This is a genomic window from Salinibacter altiplanensis (genome assembly GCF_002894645.1).
Lineage (GTDB): Bacteria > Bacteroidota > Rhodothermia > Rhodothermales > Salinibacteraceae > Salinibacter > Salinibacter altiplanensis.
The window spans coordinates 591,879-608,795 of record NZ_NCQY01000009.1 but is presented as its reverse complement, the minus strand read 5'-3'; the positions used below and the strand labels follow the sequence as shown (position 1 = coordinate 608,795).

Sequence of the window (16,917 nt, the reverse complement as noted above, 5' to 3'; positions counted from 1 at the left end):
GGGGTGGTTTTGGGGGTGGAGGCGGCTTCGGGGGGTTCGGGGGCGGCAGCTTCGGCGGCGGCGGTGCCGGGGGCTCGTGGTGAGGAATGATGCGTGATGACGTGACGCATGATGCCCCCGCAGCCGATCAAAACGCCGATCCTCCTTCTCCGACTGATGTGTGGGGAATTTTGTGAACCGTTTTTACCCATTGTGCGGGGGGCAACCGCCTTTGCCTGTGGGCGTACGGGACATGGGGACCGGGGGGCGTGGGAGTGTGCCCTCCATGGCAGGTTCTCCGCGGTCCCCCCTCTCCGCGTCCTTCCTGCAGCGTCAAGGAGGTTGGAGATTCTCCCGAGGCGTCGGTTTTGTTTAGAGTCCTGCTCACACGTTGGTAGCCCCGCATTCCCATGCCCACCGACCGACTGGATCAGCTGAAGGCCTTCCACGAAGAAGACCCGGAGGACCCGTTCACGCGCTACGCCCTCGCGCAGGAGCACCTGAAGCACGACAATGCCGCACGGGCCCTCGACCTGTTCGAGGCGCTCGTGGAGACGGACCCCGACTACGTGGGGACGTACTACCACCTTGGCAAGCTCTATGAGCGCCTCGACCGCACCGACGATGCGATTGACACGTACGCACAGGGCATTGAGGTGGCCCGCGAGCAGGGCACCCAGAAGGACCTGTCGGAGCTCAAGGACGCGAAGCTAAAGGCCGAAGGCATTGGATTTGACTGACCCTCTCGCCCGCCGATGCGCACTGTCGTTCTCGTTTTGGGCCTCCTGCTGATGCGGGCCGGCACGGCCCCGGTGGGGCACGCCCAGTCCCCAGCCGACTCGGTCTACACGGTCCAGTCCGGCGACACGCTCTACAGCATCGCCCGGCGCGCGGGGGTGTCGGTCGAAGCGTTGCGGCGCTGGAACGACCTGGAGGACACGGCGCTGCGGGTGGGACAGGCCCTCCGCGTGCGGCCGCCCCATCCCGTTGGCAGTACAGAGGCGTCCCCCGACACGACGAATGCCCCGCTGGATTCGGCCGCCGCGGACCCACCGCCTCCGGACCCACCGCCTTCGGACACGGCCGCCGCAGAACCGCCGGTGTACGGTCGTCACACGGCCGGGGAGGGCGACTCATTCGTCACTCTCGCCCTTCGCCTTGGCACCACGGCGGACACGCTCTACGCCCTCAACGACAGCACCACCGCGCCCCTTGCGCCGGGAGAGCCCCTCCGGCTCCCCAAGCGCTTTGCCCCGCCGAGTCATGTGGTCCAGCCCGAGGAGACCCTCTACGGCATTGCGGGCACGTACGGCGTGAGCACCCGGGCCCTCCGGATGGCCAACGCCCTCGACACGACCGCGCTGGAGCCGGGCCAGCGCCTCCGCCTGCCGGGCCGGCAGGCCCCGGAGGTGCCGCCTCCGGGCGACTGGGCCGCGCCCGACTCGACGGGGGCCGTGGCCGTCTACCCGGACCCGTTCGCCGGTCGCCTCACGGCCAGTGGCACGCCGTACGTCCCCGACGCCCTCGTGGTGAGCCACCCGTCGCTCCCCTACGGCTCCGTCGTGGTCCTCTCGCGTCCCGAGGCGGACCGCCACACCTTTGCCCGCGTCGTCGACCGGGGCCCGATCGAGGCGGGAACGCTGCTCGACGTGTCGGCGGCCGTGGCGGACCGGCTCGGCATCGACGCCGACGCGACGCCGACTGTAGAGCTGCGGACGGTGTGGGTAAGTGGTGAGTGACGCGTGATACTGATACGTGAGGTCAAACGTCACGCATCACTTTTCACCCCTCACGCGTTCCCCCTGCGGTCTTTTCCCTTCGTTTCTTTTCTTCCGTGCCGCGATGGCCTCAACCGGCTGGCGCACTTACCACAGAGCCACCCGCTCGGCCACGTACGGCTTCCTCAGCGCCCTGCCGCTCTTCGTGCTCTACGAGACGATGATCGTGCTCGTAAACCTTGACGCCACCCGGCCGGTGCGGGTCGAGGCGGGTGTGTGGATCAAAGAACTACTCATGATGACCGGGGCGTCCGGGGGACTGGTCCTCGCGCTGCTCGTGGCAGGGGGCGGTGGGGCCGCGTACCTGCTGGACCGGCACCGCACCATCCCGCTTCGGGGGCGCTACTTCATGGGGCTGGTGGGGGAGAGTGCGGCGTACGCGATCGGAGGAGCGGCTGCTGTTTCGTCGGCCGTCGGGGCCCTCTTTGCCGCGGTGCCTCCGCCCGACGGGGCGCTCTGGACACAACTCGCCTTGTCGATCGGGGCCGGGCTCTACGAGGAACTGGTCTTCCGTGTGCTGCTCGTGGGCGGGCTGGCCCTCCTCCTGCGACGGCTCCTGGAATCTCCCGTCCGGGCGTACGTCCTCGCTGCCTTGCTTGGGGCCGCACTGTTTAGCCTTGCCCACTACGTCGGGCCCGTGGGCGATCCGTTCGCGCTCCCGTCGTTCACGTTCCGGCTTCTGTTTGGGCTCGTCCTCAACGCCCTCTTCCTGTGGCGCGGCTTCGGCGTCGCCGCCTGGACCCACGCGCTTTACGACGTGATGGTGGTGACGGGACTGCTCGGGTAGTGCGTATTTCGTATCGCGTATTTCGTGGTGAGCCTTCTACACGATACGCAGCACGAACTACGCAACAGTGTGAAGTTGCTCATTTGGAGGAGCCTTTGCCACCGAACCTGGCCCCCGTGTCCGCTCAACGCCCCCCGGCCATTTTCTGCCGGGCCAAGCCCTTCTCGTCCGTTTTGGGGCCATCAAAATGGACACCTGTAGCCGAACGAAGCGCATGCCGCGTGCTGAATGACTTCGGGGGACGGCGAAACCAGGTCTGCTCCCCTCACCAAAGGAGGTTGCCTACCGATTCGCCAACAACTTTACGCTACTGCGAACTACGCAATACAGATTGCGCCCCCCCTGACACTGCGGCAGGTCTGAGGACCGCGGCACACCCCTTGCTCATACAAAAAGTGAATTTCAGTCAGTCTCAATCGCCCCAACACGACCCGTTATGAACACTTTCCGCACCACTGCGCTCATGGCGGTCATGCTCGTGCTCTTTGCCCTCATCGGGCAGGCGCTCGGGGGCACGGGTGGCATGCTGCTCGCCTTCGTGATCGCCGTGGGCATGAACGGCGTCAGCTACTGGTACAGCAGCTCCATCGTGCTCCGCATGTACGGGGCCGAGGAGGTGAGTCGTGCCGAGGCGCCGGAGCTGCACGACCTCGTCGACCGCCTGCGGCGGCGCGCCGACCTGCCGATGCCGAAGGTCGCCATTATTCCGCAGGATCAGCCCAATGCCTTCGCCACCGGCCGCAACCCGGACAACGCCGTGGTGGCGGTGACAAAAGGCATCATGGACGTGCTCGAGCGCGACGAGTTGGCGGGTGTGATTGCCCACGAGCTGGCCCACATTAAGAACCGCGACATGCTGACGTCCACCGTCGCGGCAACGCTGGCCGGCGCGATCACGATGCTGTCCCGGTTTGCCCTCTTCTTCGGCGGGCGGGACAACAATTTCCTCGTGTCGCTCCTCATGATGATCCTCGCCCCGATGGCCGCCATGCTCATTCAGTCGGCCATCTCGCGCAGCCGCGAGTACGCCGCCGACCGGGAGGGTGCCGAGATTGCGAAAAACCCGCTCGGCCTCGCCAGTGCCCTGCGGAGCATGGAACGGGCCGCGGAGCATCGTCCCATGCAGGCCAATCAGACGACCTCGCACATGTTCATTGTGAACCCGTTCAGCGGCGGCCTGAGCGGGATAAAGCGGCTCTTCTCCACCCACCCGCCCACGGAGGAGCGCATCGCCCGCCTCGAAGAAATGGCCGGTCGTGCCTAGAAAACGGGGATCTGGATGGGGGGCACAAGGAATCCGAGGGGCGGGAGCAGTGAGGGAGTTCCTTCGGGAGAACACTGTGCGGACGGGTACACTTCTCGCCCCTGCACCGCCCCAGTACCCTTAATATGTCTCACACTTATATGAGCACATGACAATATATTCAAAGAAGTAGAGGATCAATTGCCTCGCACCTGCCGAAAAACCCAGTGATTATTCCTAGTAGCGAAGCAGTGTCCCTGTGAGATCAATCTCCTCTATTCGTCAGCACTGGGCGTCCACGGTCTGTGGAGCAGTGTTGGGACTGCTGCTTCTGATTCCGGTAAGTCCGCACGCCGCGGAGCTCGTGCTCTGTCTTGAGCCCACGGGGCAGGTCAATGTGGAGTCTGCCGAGGCGGGCTCGTGTGCCGACCGTCCTGAAATCGCTGGTTCAAAAGAGCAAGAGGTCTTCGTCGCCGGAGAGAGGGACCACTGTTCCGGGTGTTCGGACATCCCGCTCCACCTGACGGAGGCGGACGATCCCTGCGGGACGGCCATCACGCCACCGACCACCGCTCTTGATGGCACCGGCGAGCAGTTGTCTCTCGTCTCCACCGGGCCCGCGGAAAAGCCGTTTGCCGCAGTTGAAGGCGCAACCCATTCACATCTCCAAGCGTCCACGTCGGCCCCGAGTGAGTCGGGCCCAGACGCGTCCCTCGGCAGCGTCGTGCTGCTGGTGTAGTATCTCCCTGCCTGTGCGCCCTCGCCGGGTGGACAGATTGTCGTCGTGCAGGACCTCGTTGAGAGGCCGGTTTGCCTCTTTTCCCTGCCCTCCCTGTAGCGAAGTTTTCTGTAGCGGAGTTTTCTGTAGCGAAGTTTTCTGTAGCGGAGTTTTCTGTAGCGGAGTTTTCTGTAGCGGAGGTTCCTCTTCGTATTGTGAGGAGCTTGCGCTACGAGAAAGAACGACGACGGTGGGTCCGCCCAATCCGTCCGGCTTGCGGGTCTTCCTGTAGGTCAAAGCTGGATGGACGCGAGGGTACCCGCATCTCTACACCCTCCGGTCTCCCCACCTGAGTTCCCTTCCCCGTATGCGAACGCCCCTTCTCTACGTCTGCGCTGTCGGTCTTGCCTTCCTTCTCGCCGGATGCGCATCTACGCGTCCCGGCACGCTGCCTGCGCCTCGCCCTTTGAGCGACACCCTGTCGGCCTACGAGGCGCCCCGCGACGGGCCGAGCCCCACGCAGGGCCTGCTGCGCCGCCCGGACGGGTGGTCGGAGGCCCCCGGCGACACGATTACCCTCCAGGAAAGCCTCGCCCTCGCCCTCGCCAATAACTCGCGCCTGCAGTCCTTTAACTGGGAGGTGCGGGCCCAAGAGGCGCGGGCCCTGCAGGCTGGCCTTTGGCCCAACCCCGTCCTCGGCACCGAGACCGAAGATCTCTCAACCGAGGAGCCCATCGGGGACTTTGTCGACTCCGAGCAGCTGGTCCAGGTGAGCCAGCCGATCGAGCTCTGGGGGCGGCCCGGCAAGCGGCGCGACGTGGCCGAGCAAGACCGTGCCCTCGCTGGCTGGGACTACGAGGCGGCCCGGCTCGACGTGGTTAGCCAGACCACGCGGGCCTTCGTGGGGCTCGTGGCCGCCGAGCGGCGCGTGCAGCTCGCCCGCGAGCTGGTGCGCCTGTCGGAGGAGGTCTTCCAGACGGTTTCCCGCCAGGTGGAGATCGGGGAGGTGAGCCCTGTGGAAAAGGAGCGCGCCCGAGTCCCACTCTCGCAGGCCCGCATTCGGCTGCGGAGGGCGCAGGAGGCTCAGGAATCAGCCCGGACGACGCTCGCTGGGCAGTGGGGGCGCCCCGACACAACGGCCTTTTCGGCGGTTCGGGGCACGTTCGGCCCCGTAGATCCGGTGCCCCCGCTCGGTGCAGTGAAGGACGCCCTGGGCCAAAACCCAGCCCTCGCCCGCCAGGGCGATGAGATCGAGCGGGCGGAGGCCGTTCTCTCCCTGGAGAAGCGTGACCGGTTTCCCGTCCCGTCCCTGACGGCCGGGTGGCAGCGATTCGGGGGGCGCAGCGGCAGTGACCAGACGGCCTTTAAGGCAGGAATCGCGCTTCCGCTCCCGCTCTTCGACCGCAATCAGGGGGCCGTCCAGCGCGCCGAGTACCGGTTCCAGCGAGCCCGTACGCAGCGCGAGGAGGTCCGCGTTCGCCTCGACACGACCCTCAGCCGCGCGTACCGTTCGCTCGTCTCCACGCAAAACGAGGCGCAGACGATCGCCGGGGAGACGTTCCCCGCGGCCCAGTCGGCCTTTGAGTCGGTGCGCCAGGGCTACCGGCAGGGCAAGTTCAGCTACCTGGAGGTGCTCGACGCCCAGCGCACCCTCTTCGACGTGCGCCGCCAGCGGGTCCGGGCCCTGAGCAGCTACTACCAGGCCCGCACCCGGGTTGAGCGCCTCGTCGCCACGCCCCTCGAATCGCTCCAGTAGATCCATGAGCAGGCCTCCACTTGACCGTTTGCGTTTTCTCCCACGCTTTGCCCATTCATTCGTCCCGAATTGCCCCATGTATCCACTTGACAACCGTCCACTTGACAACCGTCCACTTGACAACCGTCCACCTGACAACCGTCCACCTGACAACCGTTCGTCTACGTTCTCTTCCCTCGCGTCCCGATATGCGGCTCTTATCAGCGTTCTCTTCGCCCTGGCCGTGCTTTCGGCCGGCTGCGGAGGAGGACAGGCGCAGCCGAACCTAGAATCTGCGACAGCCGAGGCCCAGCCTGACATCTCCAAGGCCCAGCCTGACACCTCGCACGCCGGACACGAGGAGGGGAACGGCGGGGAGCACAGCGATGAAGGGGGCGGGCAACATCAAGGCGAACAACATCAGGGCGAGCACAGCGGCGAACACGAGGGGGAGCATGAGGGAGAACACTCACCGCGCGCCGTCGAGATTGGCGCGGAAAAGGCCCAGTCGCTCGGCATTGAGGTCCGCGAGCTGACCGCGGGCAGTGCCACCTCGACGGTTAGCCGCCCGGCCACTGTAGAGTTCAATCCGGATCGGGTGGCGATGATTGGCCCTCGGGTGGAGGGCAAAGTGGTCCGCGTGACGAAGGACCTCGGGGGCCAGGTGCAGGAGGGCGAGACGGTGGCCGTCTTGTCGAGTGTGGAGCTGGGGCGAGCCCGCTCGGAGTATCTCTCCGCGCAGGCGCACCTCCAGACGGCCCGGCAGGCCTACCAGCGGGAGCAGACGCTCTTCCGGGACAGCATCTCCAGTGAGGCGTCGTTCCTGGAAGCGAAGGCCCAGTTTGAAGAAGCGAAAGCGCGGCTGCAGTCGGCCCGGGAAACCCTTCGGATCTACGGCGCCGCCCCCGACACCCTCCAGCCGGCGGGGGAGCGGGAAGTGCCGCTCTCGGATTTCCGCATGACCAGCCCGGTGACCGGCACCCTCCAGAAGAGGGACGTCAAGATCGGCCAGACCGTCGGCACGCAGGATACGCCGTTCCACGTCGCGAGCGGCGCGCAGATGTGGGTCATGATCGACGGCTACGAGCGGGACGTGCCCGTCGTGAAGGAGGGGCAGCCGGTGCGGCTCACCGTCAGCGGCATGCCGGGCGCCAGCTTTGAGGGCCAGGTCGACTTCATCTCCCAGACGCTCGAGGAGGAGACCCGCACCCTCCGCATGCGGGCAGTGGTGGACAACCCCAACGGGCGCCTTCGGGATGGCATGTACGGGCGGGCCCACATCTCGACGGACACCACGGTGGAGCGGGCGCTGATTTCGACCGACGCCGTGCAGACCATAGGTGAAACCCCGATGGTCTTCGTGCCCGGCGACCAGGAGGGTCACTTCCGGGCCGTCGAGGTGCGCCTCGGTGAAGAGTCACAGGACGGCATGGTGGAGCTCCTCGCGGGGCTGCAGCCCGGGGACAGGGCCGTCACGCAGGGCGCCTTTAACCTGAAGGCGACCCTCACGTCCCAGTCTCGAAGCGCCTCCCACAGCCACTAACGCGTGGCCACCAACACGCGGAGAGCACTGCCGCATCGTGTGAGAATGGCGGCGGACCGACGCGGCCCGCGTCCCCTCACGACTCGCAATGCTACCAGCGGACGCGTGTCGCCCAACAATGACGCGTGTCGCCTAACAATCGGGACACCGTCCCCGCAACGTCTCAATGATTCAATGCCAGATGAAGGTCTATGATTGATCGCCTCATCAACACCTCGCTCCGAAACTGGATCCTGACGCTCGTTGCGGTGATTGGCCTGGCTGGGGGCGGGTACTGGGTCGTGCAGAACATCGCGGTCGACGCGTTTCCGGACGTGAGCCCGCCGCTCGTGCGCGTCTTCACCGAGAGCCCGGGCCTCTCGCCGGTCGACGTGGAGAAGCAGGTGAGCTACCCCATCGAGATCGCGATGTACGGGCTGCCGAACCTGGAGCGCGTGCAGAGCAAGTCGATCTTCGGCCTTTCCCGCGTCACCGTCTACTTCGAGGAGGGGACCGACATTTACTTTGCCCGGCGCCTGGTGATGGAGCGGCTCCAGAAGGCCCGCGACCGCATCCCCAAGGGCCTCGGCACGCCGCAACTCGGGCCCATTACGACGGCCCTGGGCAACATCATGATGTACGAGGTCAAAAGCGATAGCACTGCGGATCATTCCCTCACCGATCTCCGCTCGGCGCAGGACTGGATCGTCAAGCCCCGCCTGCGGACCGTCCCGAACGTGACCGGGGTGCTCTCACTGGGGGGCTACGTGAAGCAGTACCAGGTCCAGCTCGACATGGACAAGCTCCTGGCGCGGGACCTGACGGTTTCGGACGTGCGGACGGCCGTCGGCGCCAACAATCGCAACGTGGGCGGGTCGTTCGTCGAGCGGGGCGGGGAGGAGTACATCGTGCGGGGCTACGGCTGGATCCGGCCCGGCCAGGATGGGCTCAGCGACATCCGCAACATCGAAATCGGAAGCCACGACGGGACGCCCGTCCACGTGGGGGACGTGGGCACGGTGGCCTTCGGGCCGGAGATCCGGCGGGGATCGCTCATCACCAGCACCGACTCGACGAAGGCCCAGGAGTCGGTGGGCGGGTTCGTGCAGAAGCTGATTAATACGAACACGCAGGCGGTACTCGAAAACGTGGAGCAGCAGATCGCGTCGATCAATGAGTCGCTGCCGGAGGGGATGACCGCCGAGCCCTTCTATTCGCAGGGCAACATGGTAAACAAGGCCGTCGGGACGGTCACGAATGCCCTCGGGATCGGGGCGGTGCTCGTGCTTTTGGTCCTGTACCTCTTCATGGGCGATGTGCGATCGACGATCATTATCATGACGACGATCCCGATCGCCTTCCTGGTGGCATTTATCGGCATGTACTGGACCGGCCTCTCGGCGAACCTGATGACGCTGGGCGCCCTGGCGATCTCCATCGGCATGATCGGGGACGGGGCGACCGTGGTGGTCGAGAACGTGTACCGACTGCTCCAGGAGCGCGATGACTTGAGCAACGTGTCGATAACGCGCATCGTGGGCGAGGCGGCGCAGGAGGTGAGCCGTCCGGTCGTCTTCTCCACGAGCATAATCATCATCGTTTTTCTGCCGCTCTTTACGCTGCAGGGCGTAGAGGGGAAGCTGTTCTCGCCGATGGCCTACACAATCACGTTTGCCCTGCTGGGGGCCGTGGTGCTGGCGGTCACCTTCGCGCCGGTAGCGGCGTCTGTGTTGCTCTCGACAGAGAGCGTCCCGGAGGAGCCGGGGCTCGTGTCGTGGCTGAAGGCGCGCTACCGGCCGATCCTGGCGTGGGCCTACGAGCGTCCCCGCATGATCGTGGGCGGGGCGCTGGCCCTGCTGGTGGGAACGCTCGCGCTTTTTCCCTTCCTGGGGGCCGAGTTCAAGCCGACGCTTCGGGAGGGCACCTACGCCGTGCGGGCCGTCATGCCGCCGGGGGCCAATCTGGAGTCAACCAACGACTACGCGAAGCGCCTCCAGGAGAGCTTCAAGCAGTTTCCGGAGGTGAATGGGGTCTTCACGCGGGTCGGCCGGGCGGAGGTGGGAGGCGACCCCGAGCCGGTCAACGTGCTCTTCAACGTCGTGGACCTAAAGCCCCTCGGGCAGTGGGAGCAGGGCCGGGACTACGAAGAACTCCAGACGGCGATGGCCGAGCAGCTAAGCGAGGACGTGCCCGGCCTGGCCGCCAACTTCACCCAGCCCATTCAGCTGCGGACCGACGAGCTTCTGAGTGGCGTCCGGTCGCAGGTGGTGGCCAGCCTCTACGGGCCGGATCTCGACACCCTCTCTGCAAAAGCCCGGCAAATGGCGGAGGTGATCCGCACCGTGGACGGAGCGGTCGACGTGCGGCCCCAGCAGCAGGGCGGAAAGCCGCAGGTACTCGTGAGTCCCACCCGGGACGAGCTGGCCCGCCTCGGGATTTCGATCGACGACTTCCTTGAGACCGTCGAGACCGGCATTGGCGGATCGACGGCCGGAAAGGTCTTCGAGGGCATCCGGCGCTACGACACGTTCGTCCGGCTGCAGGAGGGAGAGCGGGACAAGGTCGAGCAGATTCGACAGCTGCCCATCCGCACCGAGAAGGGCGCGGTCGTCCCGCTGGAGCAGGTGGCCACGGTCGACGTCTTCACCGGGGTAAAGCAGATTTCCCGCAACAAGGCCAGCCGCCGCTCCTTCGTGCAGCTGAACGTGCGGGGGCGGGACATGGGCTCGGTGGTGCACGAGATCCAGCGAAAGGTGAAGGCGCAGGTGGACCTGCCGCCCGGCTACTTTACCGAGTACGGGGGCCAGTTCGAAAACCAGCGGCGGGCGATGAACCGGCTCTACGTCGTGGTCCCCATCACGCTGGCGCTCATCTTTCTGATGCTGTTTTTGACGTTTGGAAGCGCGCGCTACGCGTCGCTGATCTTCCTGAACGTGCCGTTTGCCGTGATCGGGGGCATCTTTGCGCTCTGGGTAGGCGGGTTGTACGTCTCTGTACCCGCGGCGGTCGGATTCATCGCCGTCTTCGGCGTGGCAGTACTCAACGGAGTGGTGCTCGTCAGTTACATCAACGACCTCCGGGCGGAGGGAGCTTCAATAAAGGAGGCGGCGATACAGGGAGCGGAGCTGCGCCTACGCCCGGTGCTCATGACGGCGCTTACGACCTCGCTGGGCCTGCTCCCGCTGCTTCTGGCGAGCGATGTCGGGTCGAACGTGCAGCGGCCCCTCGCGGCCGTCGTCATCGGGGGGCTCGTCACCTCGACCCTGCTGACCCTCCTTGTGCTGCCGAGCATCTACCGCTGGTTCGCCGAGGAGGCTGACGCGGCGGCGATGTAGCGGGAGCGTGATGCGTGAGACGTGATGCGTGAGGTGCTGAGGTCGGCGCTCACGCGTCACTCTTCACGTATCACGTGCTGTGCGATATGCAACACGGATCCGAGCTTAGACCATTCATTCCATTGCACTTACGGACACACGCCACCATGAAACAGATCAAAGCCTACGTCCGGCCCGCTGTGGCCGACCACGTGATCGATATGATGGAGGACCGTTCTGCCGATTCGCCCGGCATCGCGGCCTCCGAACTCCGGGTCTACGGCCATCCCGACGACAGTGACCCGCTGGAGCGCAGCCACCTCGCGAAGCTGGAGATCGTGGTGCGGGACGAAGACGCCGAGCCAGTCGTCGACATCATCCTGGAGCACGCCCAGACCGGCCGCTCCGGGGACGGGGCCATCTACGTAAGCGAGGTCACCGACGCGATCCGGATCCGGAACGGCGCCCGCGACTGAGCGGCGGTCCACTCGGTGTTCGAGAAGCCGGAAGGGGACTGATGGCAGCTCGACGTTCTGCCACGCGACTTGCGAGAGCGACTTGCGAGAGCGACTTCTGAGATGCCCTACGTCCCGATGCCATCTACCCTTCAGATTGACCTTGCCGACGTGCTCCCAGACGTTCCCTCCGCGGAGGATCCCTGCGCCCGGCGCCTGTCGGCGAGCCTCGGCGAGCACACAGGGGTGACTCGTGCCCACGTGACCGAGGCGGCCCCCGGCGAAGCCGCCAAGCTCTGCGTCCACTACGACTCGGACCGGGCGGGTGAGACCCATCTCCGAAAGGCGGCGTGTGGAACCGGGCGCCGGTTGACGGAGCAGTTCCGTCACGGAGCGTGGGAGACGCCGTCGATCCGGGACGCTGAGCACGCCCGTCGGATTGAGAAGGCACTCCGCCGCATGACAGGCGTCGTGGACGTGCAGGCAAGCGAGGCCGGCACCGTCCGGGTCGGATACAACCAGGGACAGGTCCACCGCGCCGAAATCCGGGGTGGGCTCGCCCTCATGGGACTTCGGCTGGAGGCGTAGTCGGGTCCGGCAACAGAGGCCGCAGACCGGTGAGGAGGGATCCAACCGCGATCAGGCGAGGTTTTCCTTTGTCGACTGGCGAAGCTGCTCCGCATCGCCAAACTGGTCGAAGAGGACCGGCACGACGACCATGTTGAGAAATGTCGAGGTGAGAAGTCCGCCGATCGTTACGATGGCGAGGGGCGTTTGAATCTCTTTGCCCGGCTCCCCCCCGCCCAGTGCCAGTGGGACGAGCGCGAGCCCCGCTGTGAGGGCGGTCATCAAAATGGGATTGAGCCGCTCCATCGAGCCCTGAACGACGGCCTCACGGAGCGACTTGTTTTCCTGGAGCAAATTGATGTAGTGGCTCACGAGGAGGATGCCGTTCCGAACGGCAATGCCGAAGAGTGTGACGAACCCGACCATCGCCGCAATGTCAAGCGTGCCGCCGAGGAAGAGAAAGAGCGCCGCCACCCCGCCGGTGAGCGCAAGCGGAAGGTTGACGAGGACGAGCGTCGCGGCCCGGGCGCTGCCGAACTCCTGGTAGAGAAGAAGAAACACGACCAGAAGCGCGACCAGCGACAGCAAGCCGATTCGCCGAGAGGCCTGCTTCGCATTCTCGTATTGGCCCCCGATTTCGTAGTAGTAGTTCTCCGGCAGGTCGACCTGCCCCTCGATCCGCTGCTGCAGGTCGGCCACAACGCTGCCTACGTCGCGCCCGCTGGTGTTGGCCGAGACGACGATCTTGCGCTGCACGTCCTCCCGGCTGATGGTATTGGGCCCGCGCTCGTGCTGCACCTGCGCGAGACGGGAGACCGGCACCGATGGGCCTGCTGGCGTGTCAATGAGCACGTCGCGAATGGACTCGGCCCCCGCCCGGCGGGCCGAGTCGAGCCGCACGGTGAGATTGAAGGCCTGCTGTCCCTCCCGCACCTGGGAGACGGCCTCGCCCCCAAGAAGGGCCTCGATGCTGTGGTTGAGGCGGCCGGGCGTCACGCCGTATTTGGCCATCTGTTGCCGCTGGGCGTAAACGCGAAGCTGAGACACGTCGGCCTGCTGCTCGACGGACAGGTCGACGAGACCGGGGGTGCCCTCGACCGCTCCCTGCACCTGACCCGCCAGGTCACGAAGCTCGTAGAGGTCGGGCCCGAAGATCTTCAGGGCAATGTCGGTCCGCGTGCCCGAGAGCATGTGGTCGATGCGGTGGCCGATGGGTTGGCCGATCGTGATGTTGGTTCCTGGAATGGACGAGAGGCGATCGCGCACGTCGGTGGTCACTTCGCTCATTTCCGTTTCCGAAAGGTCCACCTGCACGTCGATCTCGGAGGCGTTGGCCCCTTGCGCGTGGGCGCTGAGCTCGGCGCGACCGGTGCGCCGGGAGGTGGCCTTCACGGCGGGGTGGCCCAGGAGCTGCTCTTCGATTTCCCGGGCGATGCCGGAGGAGGCCTGTAGGCTGGTCCCCGGTGCCGTGGCGGCGCTAACGACGAGTGTGCCCTCCTGAAAGTCCGGGAGGAAGCCGCGCCCCATGAATAGGAGTGCCCCCAGCGTGACGGCAAAAAGCAGACCGGCAGCGCCCAGTACCAACCGGGAGCGTTTCAGCACCCAGTCCAGTGTGGTGCGGTAGGCCGCGTGGAGCTGCCGCACGACCCACGTGTCTTCGCCTGCCTGCACGGTCGAGGAGGTCGGGAGCAGGTAGTAGCAGAGCACGGGCGTCACGGTGACGGCCACAAAGAGCGAGGCCAGGATCGCAACGATATAGGCCAGCCCCAGCGGCTGTAGGAGCCGCCCCTGCACGCCGGAGAGGAAAAAGAGCGGTACGAAGACCACGCTGATAATGAGCGTGGCGTTCAAGATAGGCCCGCGCACCTCCATCGACGCTTTGTAGACGACCCGGAGCACCGGGTTCTTGTCCTTATCGGGCTTCTGGGCGTTTTCCTTGAGCCGACGGAAGACGTTCTCCACGTCGATGATCGCGTCGTCCACCAGCGCGCCGATTGCGATGGCCAGCCCCCCGAGGGTCATGGTGTTGATCGTGATGCCGAGGCCGTACATCACCACAAGGGCCACCGAGAGGGAGAGCGGAATCGCGAGGATCGAGATCGTCGTCGTCCGCACGTTCCAGAGGAACAGAAACAGGATTACGACGACGAGGAAGGCCCCGTCGCGCAGTGCCTCAATCACGTTGCTCACCGCCAGCGAAATGAAGTCGGCCTGCCGAAAGATTGAGCGGTTCACCGTCATCCCGGCGGGAAGCTGCCCCTCGATCTGATCGAGCTCGGCGGAGACCCGTTCGGTGAGCGCTAAGGTGTTGGCGCCGGGCTGCTTCTGGATGGAGACGACCACGGCCGACTCGCCGTTGACCGATCCGGTGCCGAGACGGGGACGCTGCGTGCCGACCTCCACGTCCGCCAGGTCCCGAAGTCGGATCGGCGCCCCATCGCGGCTGGTGACGACCGTGGCCCCGATCTTTTCAATTTCCTGCGTCCGCCCGACGCCGCGGATGAGCACTTCGCGCCCGTCCTGCTGGTAGACGCCGCCCGCTGCGTTTTCGTTGGACCCCTCCGCCGCTTCCATCACCTCCGAGAGGGAAATTCCAAGCGTGCGCGTCCGCTCCTGGTCGACCGTGACTTTGTAGGCTTTCACCTCCCCCCCGTGCGGAATCACCTGTGCCACGCCGTCGATGGCAAGCAGGCGCCGCCGCACGACCCGGTCGGCGGCGGTCCGCACCTCCCGCATGGAGTGCTCGTCGCTGGTGAGGCCGACGAGCAGGATCTCCCCCATGATCGACGTGATGGGGGCCATTACGGGGGCATTCACGCCGCCTGGGAGCTGCCCGCCGACGAGCTGGAGCTTTTCGCTCACGATCTGTCGGGCCTGATAAATGTCTGTGCCCCACTCGAACTCGACCCACACGATGGAGTAGCCCTGAGCGGAGCTCGACCGGACGCGGCGCACGTTCGCCGCGCCATTGACGGCTGTCTCAATCGGGTAGGTCACGAGCTTCTCGACCTCCTCGGGCGCCATCCCGTGCGACTCGGTGATCACCGTTACGCGAGGGGCCGTCAGATCCGGAAATACGTCGACCGGCATCGTGAGGGCCGCGTACCCGCCCGCCGCGAGCAGAAGCACCGCGCCGACGAGGGTTGTCAGTCGATTCGTAAGGGCCCACTGAATGGTGCGATCGAGCATCGCTTCCGAAAGGAAAAGTACAAGGAGAAGGCGAGAGCGCGCCGAATGCTGGTTCCAACTGCCGGTCAGTGCGCGTGCCCGTGACCCGCGGTCTGGCTGCTGCCCAGAGAGGCGAGGTAGACCTGGTAGGCCCCGGCGGTGACGACGTGCTCGCCCGCCTGGACGCCACGCTCCACCAAGGCATACTGCCCGTCGGTCGGGCCGAGCTGAAGAGGCCGCCGCTCGAACGACTCACCTCCCGTTTGCACGTAGGCGACCAGCTGCCCGTCCTCGGTCTGGATGGCCTCGCTGGGGATGGTGATGCCGGACTGGGCGCGTTCGAGAAGAAGACGGGCGTCGGCCATCATGCCGATTTTAAGCGTGCCCTCCGGGTTGGGCGCTTCGAGGCGCACCGGGAGCGTCCGCGTTTCCGGGTCGATCGATGCTCCCGTCGAAACCACCCGGCTCGCCTCATGGGCGGTGTCGCTGCCTTCGACCGTGAAGACGGCCCCGGTGGCCCGGCCTGCAGCGGCTGCGCGTTCGGCGGGCACCCGGAGGCGGATCCGCACGCGGCTCGGGTCAACGATTGTGTAGAGCACCGACCCGACCTCCACGCGGCTTCCCGGCGCAAGATGGCGCTCCTGGACCCGACCGCTAATCGGGGCCTTCAGGGAGTAAGTGAATTCGGAGTCGCCCTCAGACGCCTCGGTCGAGGATGATTTCATCTGCGAGGGTGATGTCATCTGTGAGGGCGCTTCTCCACTGCTCTCGCCCATCGATTCAAGGGCGGCTCGGGTCAGTTCTAGGTCGTGGCGCGCTTCCACGAGGCGCTTTCGGGGGATCGCCTCTGCCTCCACGAGCCGTTCGGCCCGCCCCACCTCTCGACGCAGCCGTTGGGCGCGGCTCTTGAGCTTAGCGTACGACCCGTCGCCGCCCGACGGGCTGAGAATTCCCAGTGTTTGCCCCTCGCGAACCCGGTCGCCGGGCGCGGGCATGTCCAGGTTGGGCCGGGCGGGAGTGAGGCCGCTTACTGGCGCCGACACCTTCGCAAGCTGTCCTGCCACCGGCTCAACCGTCCCCGGCGCCTCGACCGACTGCCGCACCGATTGCTTCCGAGCCTCCGCGACGCCGAACGCCGTCTCCCACTGCTGCTCTTTGAGGTACGATATTTCCGCCTCACTCGCCTCCGGAGTCGGTGCTGCCGAGGCATCCTCGTAAACGGTGAGGTCGCCAACCTCAATGGTGTCCTGCAGCTGCGTCCCCTCCACGATCATGAAAAGCCGGAAGGTCCCAGATTCTGGAATCGAGGGCCGGGGCGTGAAGATGCCGGGTTCCGACGGCCCATCGACGGCATGGACATACGCCGCCCCGTCCGGACGGCGGAAGCGAAGCGTGAGCGCCCCCTCCGTAAACGGGCGAGAGCCGTCGAGACGCGTCACGTGGACGGCCCAGGGAGCGCTCGTCTCCCCCGCAATCATCGCAGGATGCTCGGCAAAAATTTCGATGCTGTCGGACCACACGGTCGTGGTGATCCCGCTGCCGTGGCCGTCCTCAGACGCAGCGTGGCTGTCTCCTGCTCCGTGCGAGTCGCCTCCGGGCGGGTCGTCTGCACATCCGGCGAGCGTGATTCCGAAGGCAAGCAAAGCGGCGA

The 16,917-nt window shown here is 65.9% G+C and carries 12 protein-coding genes; 10 read left to right on the top strand and 2 right to left on the bottom strand.

Going from position 1 to position 16,917, the window contains the following annotated elements; translation table 11 throughout:
• Window positions 1–389 precede the first annotated feature (389 nt).
• The 10 genes from B7R93_RS05725 to B7R93_RS05680 all read left to right on the top strand — a co-directional run bounded on the left by B7R93_RS05725 (window position 390) and on the right by B7R93_RS05680 (window position 12,119).
• Window positions 390–719, top strand: coding sequence for a tetratricopeptide repeat protein (locus B7R93_RS05725; protein ID WP_103019843.1), 330 nt, complete (start codon window positions 390–392; stop codon window positions 717–719).
• 15 nt (window positions 720–734) lie between these two features.
• Entirely contained in the window at window positions 735–1,718 is a 984-nt protein-coding gene (locus B7R93_RS05720) for a LysM peptidoglycan-binding domain-containing protein (RefSeq protein WP_103019842.1), read from the top strand.
• Window positions 1,719–1,821: 103 nt separating this feature from the next.
• Window positions 1,822–2,544 (top strand): CPBP family glutamic-type intramembrane protease, encoded by a 723-nt coding sequence (locus B7R93_RS05715; protein WP_103019841.1) that lies wholly within the window; start codon window positions 1,822–1,824, stop codon window positions 2,542–2,544.
• A 436-nt stretch (window positions 2,545–2,980) separates the two neighbouring features.
• Entirely contained in the window at window positions 2,981–3,808 is an 828-nt protein-coding gene (gene htpX, locus B7R93_RS05710; protein ID WP_103019840.1) for a zinc metalloprotease HtpX, read from the top strand.
• A 238-nt stretch (window positions 3,809–4,046) separates the two neighbouring features.
• Window positions 4,047–4,526 carry a hypothetical protein gene (locus B7R93_RS05705; RefSeq protein ID WP_157942214.1) on the top strand — a complete coding sequence of 160 codons (480 nt, stop codon included), beginning with the start codon at window positions 4,047–4,049 and terminating at the stop codon, window positions 4,524–4,526.
• Window positions 4,527–4,971: 445 nt separating this feature from the next.
• Window positions 4,972–6,261 (top strand): TolC family protein, encoded by a 1,290-nt coding sequence (locus B7R93_RS05700; RefSeq protein ID WP_198598593.1) that lies wholly within the window; start codon window positions 4,972–4,974, stop codon window positions 6,259–6,261.
• 76 nt (window positions 6,262–6,337) lie between these two features.
• Window positions 6,338–7,783 carry an efflux RND transporter periplasmic adaptor subunit gene (locus tag B7R93_RS05695; protein WP_157942213.1) on the top strand — a complete coding sequence of 482 codons (1,446 nt, stop codon included), beginning with the start codon at window positions 6,338–6,340 and terminating at the stop codon, window positions 7,781–7,783.
• A gap of 191 nt (window positions 7,784–7,974) precedes the next feature.
• Window positions 7,975–11,097, top strand: coding sequence for an efflux RND transporter permease subunit (locus tag B7R93_RS05690; RefSeq protein ID WP_103019836.1), 3,123 nt, complete (start codon window positions 7,975–7,977; stop codon window positions 11,095–11,097).
• A 146-nt stretch (window positions 11,098–11,243) separates the two neighbouring features.
• Window positions 11,244–11,552 carry a P-II family nitrogen regulator gene (locus tag B7R93_RS05685; RefSeq protein ID WP_103019835.1) on the top strand — a complete coding sequence of 103 codons (309 nt, stop codon included), beginning with the start codon at window positions 11,244–11,246 and terminating at the stop codon, window positions 11,550–11,552.
• Between the two features lie 117 nt (window positions 11,553–11,669).
• Window positions 11,670–12,119: a hypothetical protein gene (locus B7R93_RS05680; protein WP_157942212.1), complete on the top strand. Its 450-nt coding sequence runs from the start codon at window positions 11,670–11,672 to the stop codon at window positions 12,117–12,119.
• 51 nt (window positions 12,120–12,170) lie between these two features.
• Here the strand turns inward: B7R93_RS05680 and B7R93_RS05675 are convergent, their stop codons facing one another.
• A complete protein-coding gene (locus B7R93_RS05675) occupies window positions 12,171–15,287 on the bottom strand; it encodes an efflux RND transporter permease subunit (protein WP_103019833.1) in 3,117 nt (1,038 codons plus the stop codon).
• Between the two features lie 65 nt (window positions 15,288–15,352).
• Window positions 15,353–16,917 (bottom strand): efflux RND transporter periplasmic adaptor subunit (locus B7R93_RS05670; RefSeq protein ID WP_198598592.1); only part of this gene is annotated, 1,565 nt, incomplete at its 5' end.

Excerpts from the sequence above, each read along its gene's own strand:
- B7R93_RS05725 (WP_103019843.1), top strand. The coding sequence starts at position 390 with ATGCCCACCGACCGACTGGATCAGCTGAAGGCCTTCCACGAAGAAGAC.
- B7R93_RS05720 (WP_103019842.1), top strand. The coding sequence starts at position 735 with ATGCGCACTGTCGTTCTCGTTTTGGGCCTCCTGCTGATGCGGGCCGGC.
- B7R93_RS05715 (WP_103019841.1), top strand. The coding sequence starts at position 1,822 with ATGGCCTCAACCGGCTGGCGCACTTACCACAGAGCCACCCGCTCGGCC.
- htpX (WP_103019840.1), top strand. The coding sequence starts at position 2,981 with ATGAACACTTTCCGCACCACTGCGCTCATGGCGGTCATGCTCGTGCTC.
- B7R93_RS05695 (WP_157942213.1), top strand. The coding sequence starts at position 6,338 with ATGTATCCACTTGACAACCGTCCACTTGACAACCGTCCACTTGACAAC.
- B7R93_RS05690 (WP_103019836.1), top strand. The coding sequence starts at position 7,975 with ATGATTGATCGCCTCATCAACACCTCGCTCCGAAACTGGATCCTGACG.
- B7R93_RS05685 (WP_103019835.1), top strand. The coding sequence starts at position 11,244 with ATGAAACAGATCAAAGCCTACGTCCGGCCCGCTGTGGCCGACCACGTG.
- B7R93_RS05680 (WP_157942212.1), top strand. The coding sequence starts at position 11,670 with ATGCCATCTACCCTTCAGATTGACCTTGCCGACGTGCTCCCAGACGTT.
- B7R93_RS05675 (WP_103019833.1), bottom strand. The coding sequence starts at position 15,287 with ATGCTCGATCGCACCATTCAGTGGGCCCTTACGAATCGACTGACAACC.